General features: G+C 68.1%; 15 protein-coding genes. 14 read left to right on the top strand and 1 reads right to left on the bottom strand.

Annotation, left to right across the window (positions count from 1 at the left end):
* Positions 1-122: 122 nt before the first annotated feature.
* Positions 123-1,007, bottom strand: a complete 885-nt coding sequence (locus BIV04_RS03525; RefSeq protein ID WP_071254145.1) for a LacI family DNA-binding transcriptional regulator — start codon at positions 1,005-1,007, stop codon at positions 123-125.
* Between the two features lie 41 nt (positions 1,008-1,048).
* On the opposite strand from BIV04_RS03525, the gene BIV04_RS03520 reads away from it, so the two are divergent.
* The 14 genes from BIV04_RS03520 (at position 1,049) to BIV04_RS03455 (ending at position 19,680) form a co-directional block, all read left to right on the top strand.
* Positions 1,049-2,308: an ROK family transcriptional regulator gene (locus BIV04_RS03520; protein WP_218141804.1), complete on the top strand. Its 1,260-nt coding sequence runs from the start codon at positions 1,049-1,051 to the stop codon at positions 2,306-2,308.
* Positions 2,309-2,594: 286 nt separating this feature from the next.
* Positions 2,595-4,271 (top strand): ABC transporter substrate-binding protein, encoded by a 1,677-nt coding sequence (locus BIV04_RS03515; RefSeq protein WP_218141797.1) that lies wholly within the window; start codon positions 2,595-2,597, stop codon positions 4,269-4,271.
* Positions 4,272-4,305: 34 nt separating this feature from the next.
* Positions 4,306-5,295 carry an ABC transporter permease gene (locus tag BIV04_RS03510; protein WP_056225867.1) on the top strand — a complete coding sequence of 330 codons (990 nt, stop codon included), beginning with the start codon at positions 4,306-4,308 and terminating at the stop codon, positions 5,293-5,295.
* A 10-nt stretch (positions 5,296-5,305) separates the two neighbouring features.
* Entirely contained in the window at positions 5,306-6,301 is a 996-nt protein-coding gene (locus BIV04_RS03505; RefSeq protein WP_071254141.1) for an ABC transporter permease, read from the top strand.
* The gene (locus BIV04_RS03500) at positions 6,298-7,215 is read left to right on the top strand and encodes an ABC transporter ATP-binding protein (protein ID WP_043593677.1); all 918 of its coding nucleotides are present in this window, start codon (positions 6,298-6,300) and stop codon (positions 7,213-7,215) included. The genes BIV04_RS03505 and BIV04_RS03500 overlap by 4 nt, the downstream gene beginning before the upstream one ends.
* Positions 7,212-8,027 carry an ABC transporter ATP-binding protein gene (locus tag BIV04_RS03495; protein WP_055971980.1) on the top strand — a complete coding sequence of 272 codons (816 nt, stop codon included), beginning with the start codon at positions 7,212-7,214 and terminating at the stop codon, positions 8,025-8,027. The genes BIV04_RS03500 and BIV04_RS03495 overlap by 4 nt, the downstream gene beginning before the upstream one ends.
* A 192-nt stretch (positions 8,028-8,219) precedes the next feature.
* Positions 8,220-10,934 carry a glycoside hydrolase family 2 protein gene (locus tag BIV04_RS03490; RefSeq protein WP_143048523.1) on the top strand — a complete coding sequence of 905 codons (2,715 nt, stop codon included), beginning with the start codon at positions 8,220-8,222 and terminating at the stop codon, positions 10,932-10,934.
* 222 nt (positions 10,935-11,156) lie between these two features.
* Positions 11,157-12,089: an LCP family protein gene (locus tag BIV04_RS03485; RefSeq protein WP_177174754.1), complete on the top strand. Its 933-nt coding sequence runs from the start codon at positions 11,157-11,159 to the stop codon at positions 12,087-12,089.
* A 61-nt stretch (positions 12,090-12,150) separates the two neighbouring features.
* Complete coding sequence (locus tag BIV04_RS03480) at positions 12,151-13,404, top strand: nucleotide sugar dehydrogenase (protein WP_071254139.1); 1,254 nt, start codon at positions 12,151-12,153, stop codon at positions 13,402-13,404.
* Between the two features lie 2 nt (positions 13,405-13,406).
* On the top strand, positions 13,407-14,666 hold the full coding sequence (locus tag BIV04_RS03475) for a glycosyltransferase family 4 protein (protein WP_071254138.1): 1,260 nt from the start codon (positions 13,407-13,409) through the stop codon (positions 14,664-14,666).
* Positions 14,663-15,652 (top strand): glycosyltransferase, encoded by a 990-nt coding sequence (locus BIV04_RS03470; protein WP_071254137.1) that lies wholly within the window; start codon positions 14,663-14,665, stop codon positions 15,650-15,652. Before BIV04_RS03475 ends, BIV04_RS03470 begins: the two co-directional genes overlap by 4 nt.
* 86 nt (positions 15,653-15,738) lie before the next feature.
* Positions 15,739-16,938, top strand: a complete 1,200-nt coding sequence (locus tag BIV04_RS03465; RefSeq protein WP_071254134.1) for an oligosaccharide flippase family protein — start codon at positions 15,739-15,741, stop codon at positions 16,936-16,938.
* Complete coding sequence (locus BIV04_RS03460) at positions 16,931-18,145, top strand: glycosyltransferase family 4 protein (RefSeq protein ID WP_083396094.1); 1,215 nt, start codon at positions 16,931-16,933, stop codon at positions 18,143-18,145. The genes BIV04_RS03465 and BIV04_RS03460 overlap by 8 nt, the downstream gene beginning before the upstream one ends.
* Positions 18,142-19,680 (top strand): hypothetical protein, encoded by a 1,539-nt coding sequence (locus BIV04_RS03455; RefSeq protein WP_071254128.1) that lies wholly within the window; start codon positions 18,142-18,144, stop codon positions 19,678-19,680. The genes BIV04_RS03460 and BIV04_RS03455 overlap by 4 nt, the downstream gene beginning before the upstream one ends.
* The last annotated feature ends 65 nt before the right edge of the window (positions 19,681-19,745 follow it).

The raw sequence follows: 19,745 nt of genomic DNA, 5'->3' as shown, positions 1-19,745 counted from the left end.
CAACCTGAGAGAATCACACTGTTCGGTCCAGAAAACGTCGGGTGATTCGGAAGACACCCGCGCTCCACCCGTTCGCGGGGGCCAATCGGCGGGGAACCTGCTATCGACCCGTTCGGGGGCGGTCAGGCGGGTGCAGGCCCCGACGACCCCCGCCGCACGAGCGATGCGGGCGGTGCCTCGACCGACGCCACGTCCTCGCCCGCCAGCACGGCGAGCAGCATGCCGGCCGCCACCTCGCCGATGCGCTGCACGTCGTGGCTGACCGCCGACAGCGACGGTGTCGACAACTGGCACTGCGACGAGTCGTCCCAGGCGACGAGCGTCAGCTGTGTCGGCACCCCCACCCCGAGTCGCTGCGCCGCGGCGAGGCCGCCGAGCGCCATCTGGTCGTTGTCGAAGACGACGGCCGTCGGCGGCGTCGGCCCCGAGAGCAGACGCGAGAGGGCGGCCGCGCCGGCGTCCCACGAGTAGTCGCCCTCGATCGTCTGGACGACGGACGAGGAGGCGCGACTCGCGGCGACCAGCGCCTCCTGCCTCACCTGCGTGTGCAGCAGCGCCGCCGGACCCGACACGTGCGCCAGTCGACGGTGCCCGTCCGCGACGAGCGCGGCCACCGTGTCGCGCATGGCGACGCCGTCGCCGGTCCAGACGGCGGGCAGGTCACCCGAGAGCGCGGGGTCGCCGAGCACGACCGCGGGCAGGCCGAGCTCGCGCAGCAGGGCGGGGCGCGGGTCGTCGTCCGTGAGATCGACCAGCACCACCGCACCGAAGTCGCCCGAATCCGCCCACCGCCGGTAGGCCGCGAGCTCGGCGTCGCGGTCGGCGAGGGCCTGCAGCAACAGGGTGTGGCCCCGGGGTCGCAGCACGCGTTCGATGCCGGCGATCAGTTCGTGGTAGAACGGCTCCGCCCCCAAGATCTCGCCGGGGCGGACGAGGGCGAGACCGACGCGACGGCGGTCGCCCGGCCCGGCAGGGGCCACCCGGGTGTCGACGATCGAGTCGGTCATGCGCCCGAACCTACAGCCCCCGACAGGTCGGAGCGACGCCCGTGGTGACCCGCGACCCCGATCCGATCCCGCCTCGGCCCGTCCCACAGACGTTGCCCGCGACGCAGTCCGCGACGCAACCCCAACCGCAGACCAGCCGCGAACTCGTCGTCGACCTCGTGCGGTCCTCGGGCCCGATCAGCCGTGTCGAGCTCGCCCAGGCCAGCGGGTTGACGCAGGCGTCGATCTCGACCATCGTCCGGCGGCTGCTCGACGAGGGACTCGTCCGCGAGACCGGTCGGGCGGCGTCGACCGGCGGCAAGCCCCGCACCATGGTCGAGATCAACCCGCGGGCCGTCTACGGCATGGGCGTGCAGATCGGCGCGGACTCGCTCACCTACGTCGTCACCGACATGCGCGGGGGAGTCGTCGGCCGCCTGCAGGTCGACGCCGGCCCCGCCACGTCCGACGACGTCACGGCCGCCGCGGTCCGCATCGTGGACGGCTTCCACGACGTCGTCGGCAGCCTCGGCCTCGCGAGCGGGGCGGTGGCCGGGCTGGCCGTCGTCGGTCCGCGGGCGACCCTCGCGCACGGCGTCCGCACGGGCCCGCGCTCCACCGAGAGCGCTCTCCACGCCGGCCTGCACGCCGCGTTGGCCCTGCGCCTCGGCCTGCCCGTGATCGTCGACAACGACGCGGCGGCCGCGGCACTCGGCGAGTTCTGGAGCCGTCAGGTACCGCGCTCCGAGACCTTCGCCTGCGTGTACCTGGGCGTCGGCGTGGGCTCGGGCATCGTGCTCGACGGAGCCCTGCACCGTGGCGCGAGTTCGGGCGCCGGCGAGCTCGGCCACGTCTCGATCGACCTCGACGGTGAGCCCTGCTACTGCGGCAACCGCGGCTGCCTCGAGCTCGCCGCGTCGCCGGGGGCGGTCGTCGCCCGGGCGCACCGCGACGCCGCCGCGTTCGACGGCCTCGGCCTGACCTGGGCGCCGGGCGGGGTCGCGCGAGACTTCGACCTGCTCGCGCGCGCGGCGATCGCCGGTCACGTCGCGGCCGACGTGCTGGTGACGCGTGCTGCCGAGCAGTTGGCCGCGGGTGTCGTCACGCTCGCCAACCTGCTCGACCTCGACCGCGTCGTCCTGAGCGGCCCCGGGGTCGCGGTCGCCGGTTCGATCTACGCCCGCGCGGCCGTCGAGGCCCTGGCCAGGAGGGCGTTCTCGCGGGGCGTCCACACGACCCGGGTCGAGGTCTCGACCGACCCGCGCGACGCGGCCGCGATCGGTGCGGCCGCCCTCGTCGTGCAACGCGCCATCTCGCGCTGACCCCGCGGCGGTGCCCGGCCCCGGCCCGCGCCTCCTCGGGTCGGCGGCCCGGGCGGGCCTGCATGCCTTCGCACTGGGTTTCGTGCAGTGCACCGCGTCTAGTCGGGGTGCCGTGCACGAAACACGGTGCGGTGCGGTGCGGTGCGGGCCGCTGCGGCGCGGCGCGTGAGGAGGCGCGGGTCACGATCCCGACACGGCCTCACGACTTTCTTGACTCGCTTACGTAAGTCGTCTAAGAAAGACCCCGGGACCAGGCGACGACGCCTGGCCAGACGAAGGGTCGACGATGCCTCTCTCCATGACCAACCGCCGACGGGCCGGGTTCGGCGCGATCGCGCTCGCGACCGCCGCGGGCCTCGCGCTCACCGGCTGCACCGCCTCGAGCGGCGGCGACGAAGGCGGCATCACCGCCAACACGGGCCCGGCGGGTGACCTGACGGCCAACTTCAACCCGTTCTCGGCCACGGCAGACAGCACCTCGCAGGGCCTGCTCTACGAGCAGCTCTTCTACTACAACGTGCTCACCGGCGCCGACCCCAAGCCGATGCTGGGTGAGAAGTACGAGTGGAACGACGACGGCACCGAGCTGACGGTCGACCTGCGCACCGGCGTGCAGTGGAGCGACGGCGAGGACTTCACGGCCGACGACGTCGCGTACACGTTCCAGACGATGCTCGACAAGCCCGAGCTGAACCGCGTCGGCTTCGAGGGCACCGTCGAGGCGACGGACGACGACACCGTGGTCTTCACCTTCGCCGACACCTCGTTCGTCAAGGGCCCCGACATCCTCGGCCAGGCAGCGATCGTGCCCGAGCACGTCTTCTCCGAGCTCTCCGACATCGCGACCGACCCGGTCGAGAAGCCGATCGGCACCGGCCCGTACATGCTCGACACCTTCACCCCGCAGAGCTACGTCTACAAGGCGAACCCGAACTACTGGCAGTCGGGCAAGCCCGAGGTCAAGAGCATCCGCTACATCGCCCTGGCGAACAACACCTCGGCGACCGACGCGATCGTCGGCGGCGACCTCGACTGGTCGAGCATCTTCATCCCCGAGGCCGACAAGGTGCTCGGCAGCAACCCCGACGTCAGCTACGTCGCGACCCCGCTGCAGCAGATCACGCTGATGACCTGCTCGAACGCCGACCTCGGCTGCACCGGCCCGCAGACCGACCCGGCCGTCCGCCAGGCGATCTACAAGGCGATGAACCGCGACCAGCTGAACGACCTCGCCTTCTCGGGCACGAACAAGCAGATCTCGCCCACGTTCATGACCCTCGGTCGTGACGACGACTACATCAGCCCCGACGTCGAGAAGGAGACGCCGATGACGGCCGACACCGAGGGGGCCGACGCGCTGCTGCAGTCCGCCGGCTACGCGAAGGGCTCCGACGGCATCTACGCCAAGGACGGCCAGAAGCTGCAGCTCGAGATCCAGGTCGTCACGGGCTACTCGGACTACATCGCGGCGATCGACGCCATGGCCGAGCAGCTGCGCGCGGTCGGCATCGAGATCACGCAGAGCGCTAAGTCGTACAACGAGTGGGTGGCCGCCCGCAACAACGGGCAGTTCCAGCTGACGATGGACTCGCTCGGCCAGGGCCCCTCGACCGACCCGTACTACCTCTACAACGGCAACTTCGACTCGACGACGACCTCGCCGGTGGGCGAGCAGGCGATCAACAACTTCGCCCGCTACTCGAACCCGACCGTCGACGCCGCCATCGTCGCGGCCGAGCAGACCGACGACGTCGCCGCCAAGACCGAGCAGTACTTCACGATCCAGAAAGAGATCGTGAAGGACATGCCGTACATCCCCGTGCTGCTGCAGTCGACGCTGACCGAGTTCAACAGCTCGAAGGTCACCGGCTGGCCGACCGGCGACGATGACACCGAGAACTTCCCGGCGACGTGGAAGACCTGGGACAACGCCCAGACCGTCCTGAACCTGAAGCTCAAGTGATCGTGGTCGGAACCCGGAAGGTCAGGAGGCGCGGGTGAGGTACGTCGCCCAGAAGGTCGGCTTCTACGCGGTCGCGTTGTTCGCGGCGCTGACGCTGAACTTCTTCATCCCGCGGTTGCTGCCCGGTGACCCGGTGGACATCCTGCTGGCCAAGATGCAGCAGAAGGGCCCGGTCAGCGAGGCGACCGTGACCAGCCTGCGCCTCCTTCTGGGTTCCGACTCGGACGAACCGCTGTTCTCGCAGTACGTGCAGTACCTCGGCAACCTGGCCCGGGGGGACCTCGGCATCTCGGTGTCGTACTTCCCGGCCGGGGTGTCGACCATCATCGGCCAGGCCATCCCGTGGACGATCGCCCTGATCGGCATCGCGACCATCTTGTCGTTCGTCTTCGGGGTGGGCCTCGGCACCCTCGCCGGGTGGAAGCGCGGCTCGGTGCTCGACAACTTCATCCCGGTGACGACGATGTTCCAGGCGGTGCCGTACTTCTGGCTCGCGCTCATCCTGCTGTACGTGTTCGGCAGCATCCTGCGGGTGTTCCCGCTGTCCGGCGGCTACAACGTGTACGAGGCGACGCCGGGCCTCAACTGGACGTTCGTCCAGAGCGCTGTGCTCTACGGCACGCTGCCGGCGCTGACGATCATCATCTCGTCGGTCGGCGGCTGGCTGCTCGGCATGCGCAACATGATGGTGTCGACCCTCAGCGAGGACTACATCGTCACCGCCGAGGCCAAGGGTCTGTCGCCGATGCGCATCCGCCAGTCGTACGCGGCCCGCAACGCGGTGCTGCCGCAGTTCGCGGGCTTCGCGATCTCGCTGGGATTCGTCGTCTCGGGATCGATCGTCACCGAGCAGGTCTTCTCGTACCCGGGCATCGGCAACGCGCTCTTCACGGCGACGCAGAACAACGACTACGCGCTGATGCAGGGCATCTTCCTGGTCATCACCCTCGCCGTGCTGGGGACGAACTTCATCGTCGACCTGATGTACGGCTTCATCGACCCGCGCACGCGCGCCAAGCGTTAGGACGACGAGCATGTCCACGATCGACCTCGGCCAGCTCGCCGACCCGAACTCGCCCACCGGCGACAGCGGCGCGGGCACCGGCCGCAAGGGCCTGAAACGGGTCTTCCCGCACGTGACGCCGAAGCTCTGGGTGGGGGCGGGCATGATCGCCGCCATCGCCCTGTTCGGCCTGATCTTCCCGTTCGTCGTGCAGAATCCGCAGGCGATCAGCGACGTCGGGCTCAGCGGGCCGAGCGGCGACCACCTGCTCGGCACCACGCAGACCGGGCAGGACGTCTTCGCCCAGCTCGCCTACGCCACCCGTGGCTCGCTGCTGATCGGGGTGCTGGTCGGCGTCGTCGCGATGGCGCTCGCCATCGTCTTCGGCGTGATCGGCACCTACGTCGGCGGGTTCGTCGACGAGGCGTTCTCGCTGTTCTCGAACGTCGTGCTGGTCATCCCCGGCCTGCCGCTCGCGATCATCGTGTCGAGCTACGTGCCGCAGAAGGGGCTCGTGGTGATCGCCTTCGTGATCGTCATCACGAGCTGGGCGGCCAGCGCCCGCGTGCTGCGCGCCATCACCCTGAGCCTGCGGTCGCGTGACTACGTCGCGGCGTCGCGCGTGTCGGGCGAGAAGACCTGGCGCATCGTCGCCGTCGAGATCCTGCCCAACGTGCTGCCGGTGCTCGCGAGCCAGTTCCTGTTCGCGGTGATCTTCGCGATCCTCGCCGAGGCGGGCCTGTCGTTCCTGGGGCTCGGCGTCTCGGGGCAGTTCACCTGGGGCTCGATGCTGTACTTCGCCCAGAACGGCCTCGCGCTGCGACTCGGCGCCTGGTGGTGGTTCGTGCCGCCGGGGCTGATGATCGCCCTGCTCGGTTGCGCGCTGTCGCTGATGAACTTCGCCATCGACGAGATCATCAACCCGAAGCTGCGCGACCAGACCCGGGCCGGCGTCAGCCGGGCCGACCGCAAGCGACTGGCGCGGGCCGAGGCCGCCGCCGGCACCACCGAGGGGGCCACCGCATGAGCACCGTCCTGACCGTCGAGGACTTCAGCGTCGACTACGCCGTCGAGCACCCCGTGCACGCCGTCAAGAACGTGAGCTTCGAGCTGGCGCGCGGCGAGATCCTCGGCCTGGCGGGGGAGTCGGGCTGCGGCAAGACGACGCTCGCCTACGGCATCAACCGGCTGCTCAAGTCGCCGGCCGTCATCACCGGCGGGCGGGTGGTCTTCCACGACGCCGAGGGGGCCGACATCCTGCTGCCCGAACTCGACGACAAGGCGCTGCGGGCGTTCCGCTGGGACAAGCTGTCGATGGTGTTCCAGGGGGCGATGAACGCGCTCAACCCGGTCACGACGATCCAGGCACAGCTCGAGGACGTCTTCAAGACGCACCGGCCGTACTGGAAGAAGGCCGACCGCGTCGAGCGGGCGGGCAAGCTGCTCGAGACCGTCGGGGTCGACCGCAGCCGGTTGAAGTCGTACCCGCACGAGCTGTCGGGCGGCATGCGCCAGCGCGTGATGATCGCGATGGCGCTCGCCCTCGGCCCGCAGATGATGATCATGGACGAGCCGACGACCGCCCTCGACGTCGTCGTGCAGCGCGAGATCCTGCGCGAGATCAAGCGGCTGCGCGACGAGCTCGGCTTCGCGGTGATCTTCATCACGCACGACCTGCCGCTGCTGCTCGAGATCAGCGACCGCATCGCGGTGATGCGCGCGGGCGAGATCGTCGAGATCGGCGAGTCCACCGAGCTCTACACGAACCCGCAGCACGAGTACACGAAGAAGCTGCTCGGGTCGTTCCCGAGCCTGACCGGCGACCGCGGGGCGTTCATCCGCAGCGGGGTCGACGAGACGGCCGGGGGCGACGCGACCCGCGCCTCCTCGGGGCACGAGCAGGCGACGTCCGTCGCCACGAGCACAGGAGGCGCGGCGTGAGCACGCTCGAGTTCCGCAACGTCGTCAAGGACTACCGGGTGCGCGGGGGCCGGGGTGAGAAAGGTCGCCTCCGCGCGGTGAACGACGTCAGCTTCACGCTCGAGGCCGGCAAGACGGTCGCCCTGGTCGGGGAGAGCGGCAGCGGCAAGTCGACGATCGCCAAGATGCTGCTGCAGCTCGAACGTCCGACGAGCGGGTCGATCGTGCTCGACGGCGCGGTCGCTCCCCGACACGGCGAGGCGCTGCGGCGCTACCGCAGCGACGTGCAGATGGTGTTCCAGGACCCGTTCGCGTCGCTCAATCCGTTCCACTCGATCGGGCACCACCTGGCGCGGCCGCTGCTGCTGCACGGCAAGGCCACCCGCTCGACGGTCGACGAGAAGGTGCGCGAGCTGCTCGGGCGGGTGCAGCTCGGCCCGGCCGCCGACGTCGCCGCTCGACGGCCGCACGAGCTGTCGGGCGGGCAGCGGCAGCGCGTGGCGATCGCGCGGGCCCTGGCGCCCGAGCCGCGCATCCTGATCGCGGACGAGCCCGTGTCGATGCTCGACGTGTCGATCCGGCTCGGGGTGCTGAACCTGCTGGCCGAGCTGCAGCGGCAGGAGGACCTGGGCGTGCTCTACATCACGCACGACCTGGCGACGGCCCGACACTTCTCGGACGAGATCCTCGTGATGTACAAGGGACAGGTGGTCGAGCGGGGGACGCCCGACGACGTGATCCTGAACCCGCAGCACCCGTACACGCAGCAGCTCGCCGAGGCCGCGCCCGACCCCGAGAAGCGCATCGCCGAGCGGCGCGCGGCGCGCACCTGACCGGCACCGCGCCTCCTGCCGTCCGCCTCCTCACCCGGATCGCGCCGCACCTCCACATCCCGGCCCCACCCATCCAGCCATGAACCCGGTTTCGAGCGCTGCACCCCGTTGCTTCCGGGTGTTTCGTTCGAAACTGGGTTCATCGCCGGGTGAGTCCGACTCCACGCCACACCCTCGATCCCTGGGAGCGACATGAGCACCACCGAGACCTCCACCACCACGGCCACCGGCACCACGGCCGCCACCACCACGGACAGCGCGACGCAGCGCACCGCCCGCACCCTGCACGCCGGGTGGAGCCTGCGCAGCACCGCCGGCCCCGTGCCTCCCGAGATCGCGGCCGTCGACGTGCCCGCGACCGTCCCGGGCACGGTGCACACCGACCTGATGGCGGCCGGACTGATCGTCGACCCGTACCTGGACGCGAACGAGCACCTGCTCGCCTGGATCGGGCAGGCCGACTGGTCGTACACGTCGACCTTCGACTGGCAGCCCGACGGGCACGACCGCCACGAGCTGGTCTTCGCGGGCCTCGACACGGTGGCCACCGTGCTGCTCAACGGCGAGGTCGTGGCCGAGACGCGCAACCAGCACCGCACCTACCGGGTCGCGGTCGACGGCCGGCTGCGCGAGGGGTCGAACGACCTCGAGGTGAGGTTCGGCTCGCCGGTGGCCTACGCCGACGCGCAGAGCCTGGCGCTCGGCTACCGGCCGCACGTGAACCACCACCCCTACAACGCGATCCGCAAGATGGCGTGCAGCTTCGGCTGGGACTGGGGCCTCGACACGGCGACCTCGGGCATCTGGAAGCCCGTGACGCTCGAGTCGTGGTCGTCGGTGCGGCTGGCGGCCGTGCGTCCGGTCGTGACGGTCGACGGGGCGCGGGGCGTCGTCGACGTGCACGTCGACCTCGAGCGCGCCGTCGCTTCGGGCGGGGCCGGCTTCGGGGCCGGCTCCGAGCCCGGCGTCGGGGGCACGGCCGGGCCGGTGACGGTCCGGGCCACCGTCGGCGACGTCACGCAGGAGGCGCGGGTCGAGCCGGGCGCGGACTCCGCGGTCGTGCAGGTGGTCGTCGACGACCCCGAGCTGTGGTGGCCGAGGGGTCACGGCGGGCAGCCGCTCTACGACGTGAGGGTCTCGGTGACCGGGGGAGCGGGCGGGGACGCGAGCCGCGCCTCCTCGGGGGGTGACGGCGACGGGGTCGACGCGACCCGCGCCTCCTCGGGTGTCGACGCGCCGGGCGCCGAGGCCTCGGGCACCGAGGCGCCGACCGGCGGGGGCTCGGCCGGCCCGGTGCTCGACGAGTGGTCGTCGCGGATCGGGTTCCGCACGGTCGAGGTGCAGGTCGACCCCGACGAGGTCGGCACGAGCTTCAGGGTCGTGGTGAACGGCGAGCCTTTGTGGATCAAGGGGGCGAACTGGATTCCCGACGACGCGTTCCCGCACCGCATCGGGCGTGACCGCTACCGGGAGCGCATTGAGCAGGCCGAGTTCGGCAACGTGAACCTGCTGCGGGTGTGGGGTGGCGGCATCTTCGAGGCGGACGACTTCTACGAGCTGTGCGACGAGCGCGGCATGCTCACCTGGCAGGACTTCCTGTTCGCCTGTGCGGCCTACGCGGAGGAGGACCCGCTGCGCGGCGAGGTCGAGGCCGAGGTGCGCGACAACGTGAGGCGGCTGATGACGCACCCGAGCCTGGTGCTCTGGACGGGCAACAACGAGAACATCTGGGGTCACGACGAGTGGGGCTGGGAGCGTCGGCTCGACGGGGCGACCTGGGGGCTGGGCTACTACCTCGACCTGCTGCCGGCGTTGGTGGGCGAGCTCGACCCGGGGCGTCCCTACGCGGCGGGCAGCCCCTGGTCGGGCAGCCTGGACGTGGCGCAGAGCGACCCCGACCACGGATCGGTGCACCTGTGGGAGCAGTGGAACCGCAAGGACTACCCGACCTACCGTGACGTCGTGCCGCGGTTCGTGGCCGAGTTCGGCTGGCAGGGGCCGCCGACCTGGTCGGCGATGACGCGGGCGATCCACGACGAGCCGCTGACCCCCGAGTCGCCCGGCATGATCGTGCACCAGAAGGCGATGCAGGGCAACGACAAGCTGACCGACGGGCTGCTGGCGCACTACCGGCTGCCCGACGAGATCGAGGCGTGGCACTGGGCCATGCAGCTGAACCAGGCGAACGCCGTGCAGGTGGCGCTCGAGCACTTCCGGTCGCACGCTCCGCGGTGCATGGGGGCCGTGGTGTGGCAGATCAACGACTGCTGGCCGGTGACGTCCTGGGCCGCGGTCGACGGCGACGGGCAGCGCAAGCCGTTGCTCTACGCGATGCGGCACGCGTTCGCGGACCGGCTGGTGACGATCCAGCCGCGGGACGGCGGTCTCGCGGCCGTGGTGGTCAACGACACCGAGGAGGCGCTGGTCGGCCCGCTCACGCTGCGGCGCGTCGCGTACGACGGTCGCGTCCTCGCCTCGGAGCAGGTGTCGCTCACGGTGGCGGCTCGCGACACGGTGACCGTGCCGGTGCCCTCGACGGTGGCGGAGTTCGGGGCGCCCGAGTCGGAGCTGCTCGTGGCGTCGGTGGAGGGGGTGACGCGCGGGCTGTGGTTCCCGGTCGAGCCGCGGGACTCGGCGCTCGCCGCGGCGTCGCTGTCGACGTCGGTGACGGCGCTCGCCGAGGGGTCGGGCGCGGGCTACCGGGTCGAGGTGACGGCGGGTTCGCTCGTCCGCGACCTGGCCCTGCTCGTCGACAAGGTCGACCCCGCGGCGACGGTGGACGAGATGCTCGTGACCCTGCTGCCGGGCGAGACGGCCGTGTTCACGGTGGCGTCCGACGTGGCGGGAGTGGGGGAGGAGCTCGTATCGGGGCGGGTGCTGCGCACGGCGAACGAGCTGGTCGGGTGAGGGTGGCCCCCGTTCGGGGCGGGAGCCGAGGAGTTTTCGACTCCTTGTTATAGTCGGGTGAGCTTTGGCCGAGATTCGTGACCAAGTGCCAGGGGAGCAAGCCGCATGAGCGACATCTTCACTCTGACGCCCGACGAGGGCGACGGTGACGAGCCGACCCCGCAGAAGAAGCGCAAGCGGCGCCGGTCGAAGCCGGTCATCGCACTGATCACGCTCGCTTCGGTGCTGGTCGGGGTGCTCGTGGTCGTCGGGGTCGTGGGCGGTGTCTACGCGTCGCGGTTGGCGAACTCGTTCAACGACAACGCGACGAAGATCGAGCAGGCATTCCCCGAGGAGTCCACACGTCCTGCGCCGGCACCCGATGGGGCGATGAACATCCTGTTGATGGGTTCGGACTCGCGGGCCGATGCGACGACGATCGACGACGCGTCGTCGTCGGACCAGCGGACCGACTCGATGATGTTGGTGCACGTGGACGCGGACCGCGAGAACGTCTACGTGATGTCGATCATGCGCGACCTCTACGTGCCGATCCCCGGCCACGGCTCGAACAAGATCAACGCCGCCTTCGCGTACGGCGGCTCGCCCCTGACCGTTCAGACGGTCGAGCAGCTGCTCGGTGTCCGCATCGACCACGTCGCCATCATCGACTTCGAGGGCTTCAAGGGCATGACGACGGCCCTGGGCGGGGTCGACGTCGAATCTCCGCGCGCGTTCAGCGCTGGCGACTACTCGTACGCTGCGGGCGTCAACAAGCTCGAGGGTGACGCTGCTCTGGCATTCGTGCGAGAGCGCCACGCGTTCGCCGACGCCGACTTCACTCGAGTCAAGAATCAGCAAGCCTTCGTCAGGGGCCTAGCCAATACGGTGCTGAGCCGATCGACTCTGTCCGACCCGGGCAAAATCTCTGCCTTCGTCACGGCGATGTCGCCTTACCTCACCGTCGACAAACAATTCGACGTCGGAACAATCGCTTCATTGGGCTTCAGCCTCCGATCGATCGACTCGTCCAAGATGCATTTCTTCACAATCCCCACCGCAGGCACCGGCTCCATCGGCGGCCAGTCGATCGTCAATGTCGATCAGACGGGACTGGACGCCGTCAAGCAGGGCCTAGCAGCCGACACGCTCGACACTGTTCCTTCGGCCCAGTGACCTTCGCGCCCCAGAACATCCGAGCTTGCGGCAACGTCGGCAGATCGACCCAGGAGTCAAATTGAAGACAGTCGTCGTAGGCCAGGGATATGTGGGCCTTCCTGTGGCCATGCGGGCCGTCGAGGTGGGCCACACAGTGGTCGGCATCGACCTTGACGAGGCGCGCACCGGTCTGCTCCGGGAGGGGAAGTCGTACGTCGACGACATCAGCGACGCAACACTCATGGCGGCCCTCGAAAGCGGCCGCTATCTCGCGACAACGAACTACGAGGACGTCACCGGCTTCGACTTCGCGGTCATCACGGTGCCGACGCCGCTCCGCGAGTCGCTGCCCGATCTCAGCTTCATCGAGCAGTCCGCCGCGTCGCTCGCTCCGTACCTCCGCGCTGGCGCCACGGTCGTCCTCGAGTCGACGACGTACCCCGGCACGACCGAGGAGCTGCTGGTCCCTCTCCTCGAAGCGGGCTCCGGCCTCACTGCCGGCCAGGACTTCTCCGTCGGGTACAGTCCCGAGCGCATCGACCCCGGCAACCCGACGTGGGGCTTCGTGACGACTCCTAAAGTCGTCGCCGGTATCGACGCCCCGTCGCTCGTGGCGGTGCAAGGCTTCTACGACCAGTTGGTGACCACGACCGTCCCCGTATCCGGCACGAGGGAGGCAGAGCTGACGAAGCTGCTGGAGAACACCTTCCGGCACGTCAACATCGCCCTCGTCAACGAGCTCGCGATGTTCGCGAACCAGCTCGGGGTTGATGTCTGGGAGTCGATCGAGGCGGCCTCTACCAAGCCGTTCGGCTTCATGAAGTTCACGCCGGGTCCTGGCGTCGGTGGTCATTGCCTGCCGGTCGACCCTAGTTATCTCTCTTGGCAGGTACGTAAGCAACTCGGCAGACCTTTCCGTTTTGTCGAGCTCGCCAACGATGTCAACGACCACATGCCGAACTACGTCGTGGAGCGGGTCATCGCCATGCTCAACGGGATCAGCAAGTCTGTCCGGGGTACTCGGATCTTGCTCATCGGCCTCGCTTACAAGCCCGGTACCGGCGACGTGAGGGAGGCGCCGTCGATGGCGATGATCGAGCTGCTCCTCGAGCTCGGTGCAGACCTCGTGGCCGTAGATGAGCACGTCGAAGAGCACCGGTGGCCCCAAGGCGTCGAACGCGTCTCCCTGGACGCCGAGACCCTGGCCCGCGTCGACTTGTCGGTCATCGTCACGGCCCACCCCGACGTTGACCTCACAGTGTTGGCTCAAAGTGACGTGCTCGTGCTCGACACGCGCAACACCCGGTCCGTCCCGACGGCCGAGGTGCTCTGAGCGTGCTGCGCGTCGCATTGGTCGTGCCCGAGTACCACGGGGAGAAAGGACCGGGCGGCGGAATCAACACGATGGCCGAATCGCTGTCCGTCGACCTTGCCTCGGTGGAGGGCGTCGAGGTCGAGGTCGTTTCTTTGCGCATGTCCCGTCACGCACCGCAGAGCCACAGGTTGATGTCACCAGCGACGTGGGTCCGCGGACCGGAAGTCACCAAGCGGACGGTCAACGGCACGACCGTCAACGATGTCGGATCGTGGTTCGCTGAGTGGGAGGTCATGCGCAACTTGCCTCGACGGCACCTCGACCGACTCATACGGACTTTCGACGTGGCAGTCGTCCTCGCGGGCAGCCCCGCGGCGGCCTATGCCGTCCAGGGGTCGGGAGTCCCGGTCGTCTGTTACAGCGCGTCGTTGGTTCGTGAGGAGAGACGCAGTGTGCTGGCGGTGCAGCGCGGACCGAGAGCTTGGCTTACCTGGCTCAACACCTACCTCATGTCGTCCCTCGAACGTTCTGCTCTCCGCAGGTCGGGTGTCGCGGTCGCCATCAACCCTGCCATGCGGGAGGTCTACCGCCGTCTGGGCGCGAGCCGCGTTGAGCTGCTCCCCCCGACGATCGACGTCGATGCATTCTCACCCCAGGGCTCCCGCAACTCTCAGGGCTCGATCCTCACCGTCGGAAGGTTGGCCGATCCTCGTAAGGGTATTGATCGCCTCCTCCGCGCATACGCCCGTGCACTCGGTGTGGTTCCTGATCTGCCCGGTCTTGTGCTGGCCGGACGCCAGGGGCCGACGGAGGACAACATGTCGCTCGCGCACGAGCTCGGCATCGACGACCGGGTCGAGGTCGTCGCGCCAATTCCCGATGGCGCTCTGGTCGGTTTGTACCGCCGGTCGTCGGTCTTCGTCCTGTCTTCTCACGAGGAGGGTTTCGGGATCGTCGCGATCGAGGCCATGGCGTGCGGTCTGCCGGTCGTGGCGACCGACACCGAGGGATCGAGCTTCATATTCGCTGACGAGCCACACCCCGGCCTGCTCGTCGATCGGGGAGACCACGCCGTGGCGGAGATCGCGGAGGCACTCATCGCCCTGCATACCGACACCACCCTCGCCGAGCGGCTTGCTCGCCGTGCCCGCGAGGTCGTCATCGATCGCTTCTCGCGCACGTCGGCCGTCGGGGCTCTGCTCGATGTGGTCGGTTCGGTGACGTCGGCCGCAGTTGCACAACAAGTGGACGAGCGGATTGAGCGAGGTGCTCGATCATGAAGATCCTCGTGATCGGACCACTCGACGCCGACTCGTTCGCCGACAACGTACAGAACGCATTGACGCGGCTCGGTCACGAGGTGAGGACGACTGGGCCAGCGCGGCCACGCTTCAGGAATCGTCGCCTCAGCAACGCGGTGGCTGTGCTGGGCGAGCGCCTCACTGCGCAGGACGCCATGCTCCAGAAGCATCTCGTCCGTGCGTCGGAGGAATTCCGTCCCGACGTCGTCCTGACGATGGACCGCACCGTGCAAAAACCGGTGCTGAGTCAGCTGACCCGTCACGGTGCGCGGTCAGCCCTCTGGTTTCCTGACGCCGTGAGCAACATGGGGCGTCACGATCTCTTCCTCGCGGGCTATGACCGGATTTTTCTGAAGAACCCCACGTTGGTGCGTCAGCTCTCGGTTCTCCAAGGGCTTCCTGTGTCGTACCTTCCCGAGGCCGGAAACCCCGCGTGGCACGTACCTCAAGGGGAGTACGGAACGCGGGAAGTGATCGTCCTGGCTGGCAACGTCCACCCGACCAGGGCCGTCCTCCTGGACCGACTAGTCAGAGCTGGTCTCCCACTCGAGATCTACGGGCCATCCCTCGCCAGCTGGTTGGACTTCCCTGCCCTCCGGTCAGTCCACCAGGGCAGAAGCGTGACGAGGCTCGAGAAATCTGCGGTGTTCCGGAGCGCACGTGTCGTGCTCAACAACCTGCATCCTGCCGAGTTCTCGGGAGTCAACTGCCGCGTGTTCGAGGCCGCAGGCGCAGGAAGCGCCATTCTCACCGAGGAGCGCGCAGGCTTTGCCGACGCGTTCCGGATCGGAGAGGAACTCTTCACGTTCGAGACTTTCGAGGAGCTCGTCGACCTTGCCGGCGAACTGCTGCGAGACCCGGAGAAGGGGCGGCCCGTCGCTGATGCTGCAGCAATCCGGGCGGCTCGCGACCATACGTACGACGGCCGGCTCGTCCAGCTTCTCGACGAGCTGTGGTCCGTGTGAGCGCTGGGCTCCGGCGTGTAGGACTCGGGACGCTGCGGCATGGCCTTCGTCGGCCCGCCGCCCAGGCCACCGCGACGAATCTCGGGATGGTCGGGCTGGCGACTGTATCGGGCATCATCGTCGCTCGCGGACTGGGCCCCGATGGACGTGGTCACTGGGCCGCGATCCTTGCCTACTTCGCTTTGGCTCAGGTCGTCGCCGAGGTCGGTCAAAGCGGCGCCGTGACCTACTTCGTCTCGCGTCACCCAGGGCAGATCCAGTCGATCGTCGTCCGTGCCCGTCGTCTGATGCTCGTTGCCGGTGTCGTCCTGACAGTGGCGGGTCTCGTCGCCACCCCCCTCCTCGCCGGGGACGACCCCGAGCTGCGATGGGCGTACGTCATCATGTTCATCGGCGTGCTGCTCAACAGCGTGTTCGCCTCCGGTGTCTACGCACTCCAGGCCGTCTCCATCGCGCGCTGGAACGTTGTCAGGCTGGCGCAGCCACTGCTCTATGCAGTGGCGATTGCCGTGCTGGCGTCCCTGGGCGTGCTCTCGCTGATCGGCGTCGCCTGTTGTCTTGTGCTCAGCATCCTCCTGCAGTTCTTTGCGCTCGGACTGGTCAAGACCCCAGCCCAGGAGGCCTCTGAAGCCGAGCCGCCAGACATCGGCGGGAAGCGCCTTCTGACTTATGGAGGGGCCTATGCCGGCGCCGCTGTGCCGACCGCGTTGGCAGGGCAGTACGACAAATTGGTGCTCTCTCGCACAGTGCCCGCGTCGGACCTCGGTCAGTACGCGGTCGGCAGCACCATGGCGAACCTCGTGTCTCCCTTCGCTACGGCGATTGCTAGCGTGATGTTTCCCCGCGCTTCGAAGCTCGGTCTTGCAGACGTCGAACGGGGCCGCCTCGAGACGGTGACACTCATCAGAACCGCCCTCGTCAGCCTTGTCGTCAGCGCGGGCCTCTGTCTCGTCGCCCCGCTGCTGGTGCCCCTGCTATTCGGCGAGTCCTTCGCCGCTGCCGTCCCTCTCGTGTGGGCCCTCGCGCTCGTCATGATCTTCCGGTCCCTCTCTCAGGTCGCCGGGGCTTTCGTGCGGGCACGGAACCACCCAGGCCACGCTGCGGCCGCCCAGATCACCGGTTTGGTATCGGGTCTGCTGGCCATGGGGCCTGCGATCGGCCTTTGGGGCGTCTTCGGAGCGCCCGTCGCTCTCGGCATCGGCGAGCTCGTCACGCTGACGGCCATCGCCGTCGCTCTCGTAGTCCTGCGCCGCCTGGGCACGGGCGAAGGAGGAACACATGTCTGACGACACAGGCCCGGCGGAGGAGGCAAGGGTAAGCGTCTTAGTATTCGCTCCTCGGTACCCCCCGGCCTATCGGGGCGGCGGTCCGATCCGCACGCTCGAGGCTCTGGCGCGCACGGTGCCCACCCGCTTCTCGGTCAAAGTCATCACCCGCGACCGCGACCACGGCGTCGACGAGCCCCTCCCTGTCGAGGTTGAGAAGTGGACGATGCGTGATGGCGTGACCGTGAGGTACACCCATGTCGAGCGCTTGCGACATCACATGAGCGCCCTCAAGGATGCTCGGGAGGTCCGGCCGGAGCTTCTGTACGTCAACTCTTTCTTTGATTTCAGGTTGTCGATCGTGCCCCAGATCCTGAACGCCCTGCACTGGTTCGGACGGCCCGTCCTGCTGGTCGCTCCCCGAGGAGAATTCGGGGCAGAAGCGATCGGTTCAAAATCCACCAAAAAACGGTCCTTCATCGCGGCGTATCGTCTGCTGCACTTACCAGCGAGGGTGACTTGGCATGCATCATCGGCCTTCGAGGAGGCAGACATCAGACGCCTCTGGGGTGCTAAGGCGCGAGTGGTTGTGCGCCAAAATGACACCCTCCTGCCCGAGAAGAGCGACCAGAGCGGCATCCCCGGCAAGCCTGTCGACGGGCCGCTGGCACTGGTGAGTGTCGGGCGACTGGTCGAGCACAAGGGCCTGCATCTTGCGATCGCGGGCCTTCGGTCTGCGCCTGCTCCCGTGACGTTGGACGTCTACGGGCCTGCAGAGGACGCGGCCTACCGCGACCGTTGCGTCGCCCTCGTAGACGATCTCCCGGAGCACGTCGTTGTGCGGTTCCATGAGTCGCTGCCCCACGACCGTGTGCGAGCCACCCTCAAGAACTATGATGCGATGGTCATGCCGACCGCGGGAGAAAATTTCGGCCACGTGATTGCGGAGTCTCTGTCGGTCGCCTGTGCTGTCATCTGCTCCGACTCGACACCGTGGTCGTCCCGTCTTGCAGCCGGGGGAGGAGTCATCGTGTCGGAGCGAAATGCCGCGGAATGGGGGAAGGCCGTGAGGGCCTACGTCGAGTTGTCCCCGGCAGCACGCCTCAAGGCCCGCCACGAGGCCGGTCGCGCCTACGACGAGTGGCAGAAAGAGGCGGCCCAGCCCCACGTTCTCGACTTAGCCCTGAGGTCGACAACGGCAAGCCCCCTTCGAAGGGTTCGCACGTGACCGCCCGCGTCGAGTCGCGCATCGGGGCAGTTGAGGCGCGTATGCCCCTAGTCGGCGCTTCCTTCGTCCTCATCGCGGCTGGCTTATTACTTGGTGGTATCGGTCTGGGTCGAATCGATCTCGACTCGCGGATCAACTTCATGTCCTTCGGCGCGTTCGTCTATGTCCTCGGACTCTTCCTGTTGGTGTTCGTCCGGGAAAAGACGCTGGGCCTTCTCGAGCTCAGACTCGGCGCTTGGTTCCTCGTGTACGGCTCTCTCGTCTTCGGGCTCGCCACCGTGTCCATCACCACGCGTCAGCTCGGCAGCGGCGCCATCGTCGACAAGGCGTCAATTCCAGCAGCGCTCATCCTCGCGGCGTTCGCATTCACGGCGTGGGCAGTTGGCTACTCCGGGGGAGGAGCGGCGATCGTGCGACGTTTCGGCGAGCGAACGTTCGGCTTGGTCGCCGACCGTCGGTCGGAGGTGGTCCGGGGTCCGCTTTTCCTCGTCGGGATCTTTGCGCTCGGCGTGGGCGCTGACATCGTCACAGCCGTCTTCCTCGGCCGCTACGGCTACCTCGGCAACGCGACCGTCGATGCTGTCGACTCGTCTGCCTGGTATATCCAACCTCTACTGGTCCTGTCGAATCTCAAGTCCGCCGCCCTCTTCGGCCTCGCCATGCGGGTCTTTGTGAGCAAGAAGGACACCTGGTGGGCGGCTCTCATGCCCGTGGCTGTAGTCGCCGTGGCCTTAAGCCTCATCACTGGCCTCAAAGAGTCTTTCGTCACGATGGCCCTGGCGGTCGGCGTTCCCCTGCTACTCAGTGGCGGGCGACGGTCGATCCTGTGGATCGTCGTGACAGCACTCGGGTTTGTCCTGGTTGTGTCGCCCATCGTCGACGGCATCCGGCAGGACGTCACCGATGGTCGAGGGCGACTGACGGTGGAACAGAGCCTCGAGGTGGCCGCGCAGGGCGTGGTGTCGGGCCGTTACGTTTTCCAGCCCGTCGTGACGGACGGCTCAGCCACGACGTTGGAACGATTGCGGTTGATCGACAACCTCGCGCTCATCATGGACAAGACGCCGTCCGACATTCCTTACAGGTCCCTTGATGAAGTGGCGACCGCGCCGGTGACAGGCCTGATCCCACGTCTCCTCTGGCCCGATAAGCCAGTCAGATTGTCCGGGTACAACTTTTACGTGGAGTACTACGAAGGCGGTGGTTCGAGTTCCAGCGCCATTACCCTTCCTGGGTCGTTGTACCTTTACGGCGGTGCTGGAGTCGTCCTGCTCGGCATGGTCTTCGTGGGATTGGCCCTCCGGATGGCCGACGACGCTGCCGGGGCAGCCAGGCGGCCGGCTGGTGCGTTGCTGTTCCTCCTGGTCTTTAACGTCGTGGTTAAGCAGGAGGTGGACGCTGCCACCTTCCTCGCGGGTCTTCCAGTACTACTGCTCAGTTGGATAGTTGCATCGGTATGCGTCCTAGAACCCCGTCGCGGATTGTCCGTCGGGACACCAGCCCTCACCCATGCAGAGACCCAGTCAATGACCTGACCGTAGCCGACGCGGGGACCTGCTCAAGGAACGAGCCGGGCCATGGCAGGCCCCTCGGCATCAGC

It is taken from the genome of Frigoribacterium sp. MCBA15_019 (assembly GCF_001864945.1).
In the GTDB taxonomy this organism is placed as follows: domain Bacteria; phylum Actinomycetota; class Actinomycetes; order Actinomycetales; family Microbacteriaceae; genus Frigoribacterium.
The sequence above is the reverse complement of the archived record's forward strand: the minus strand, read 5'-3'. Positions and strand labels throughout refer to the sequence as shown.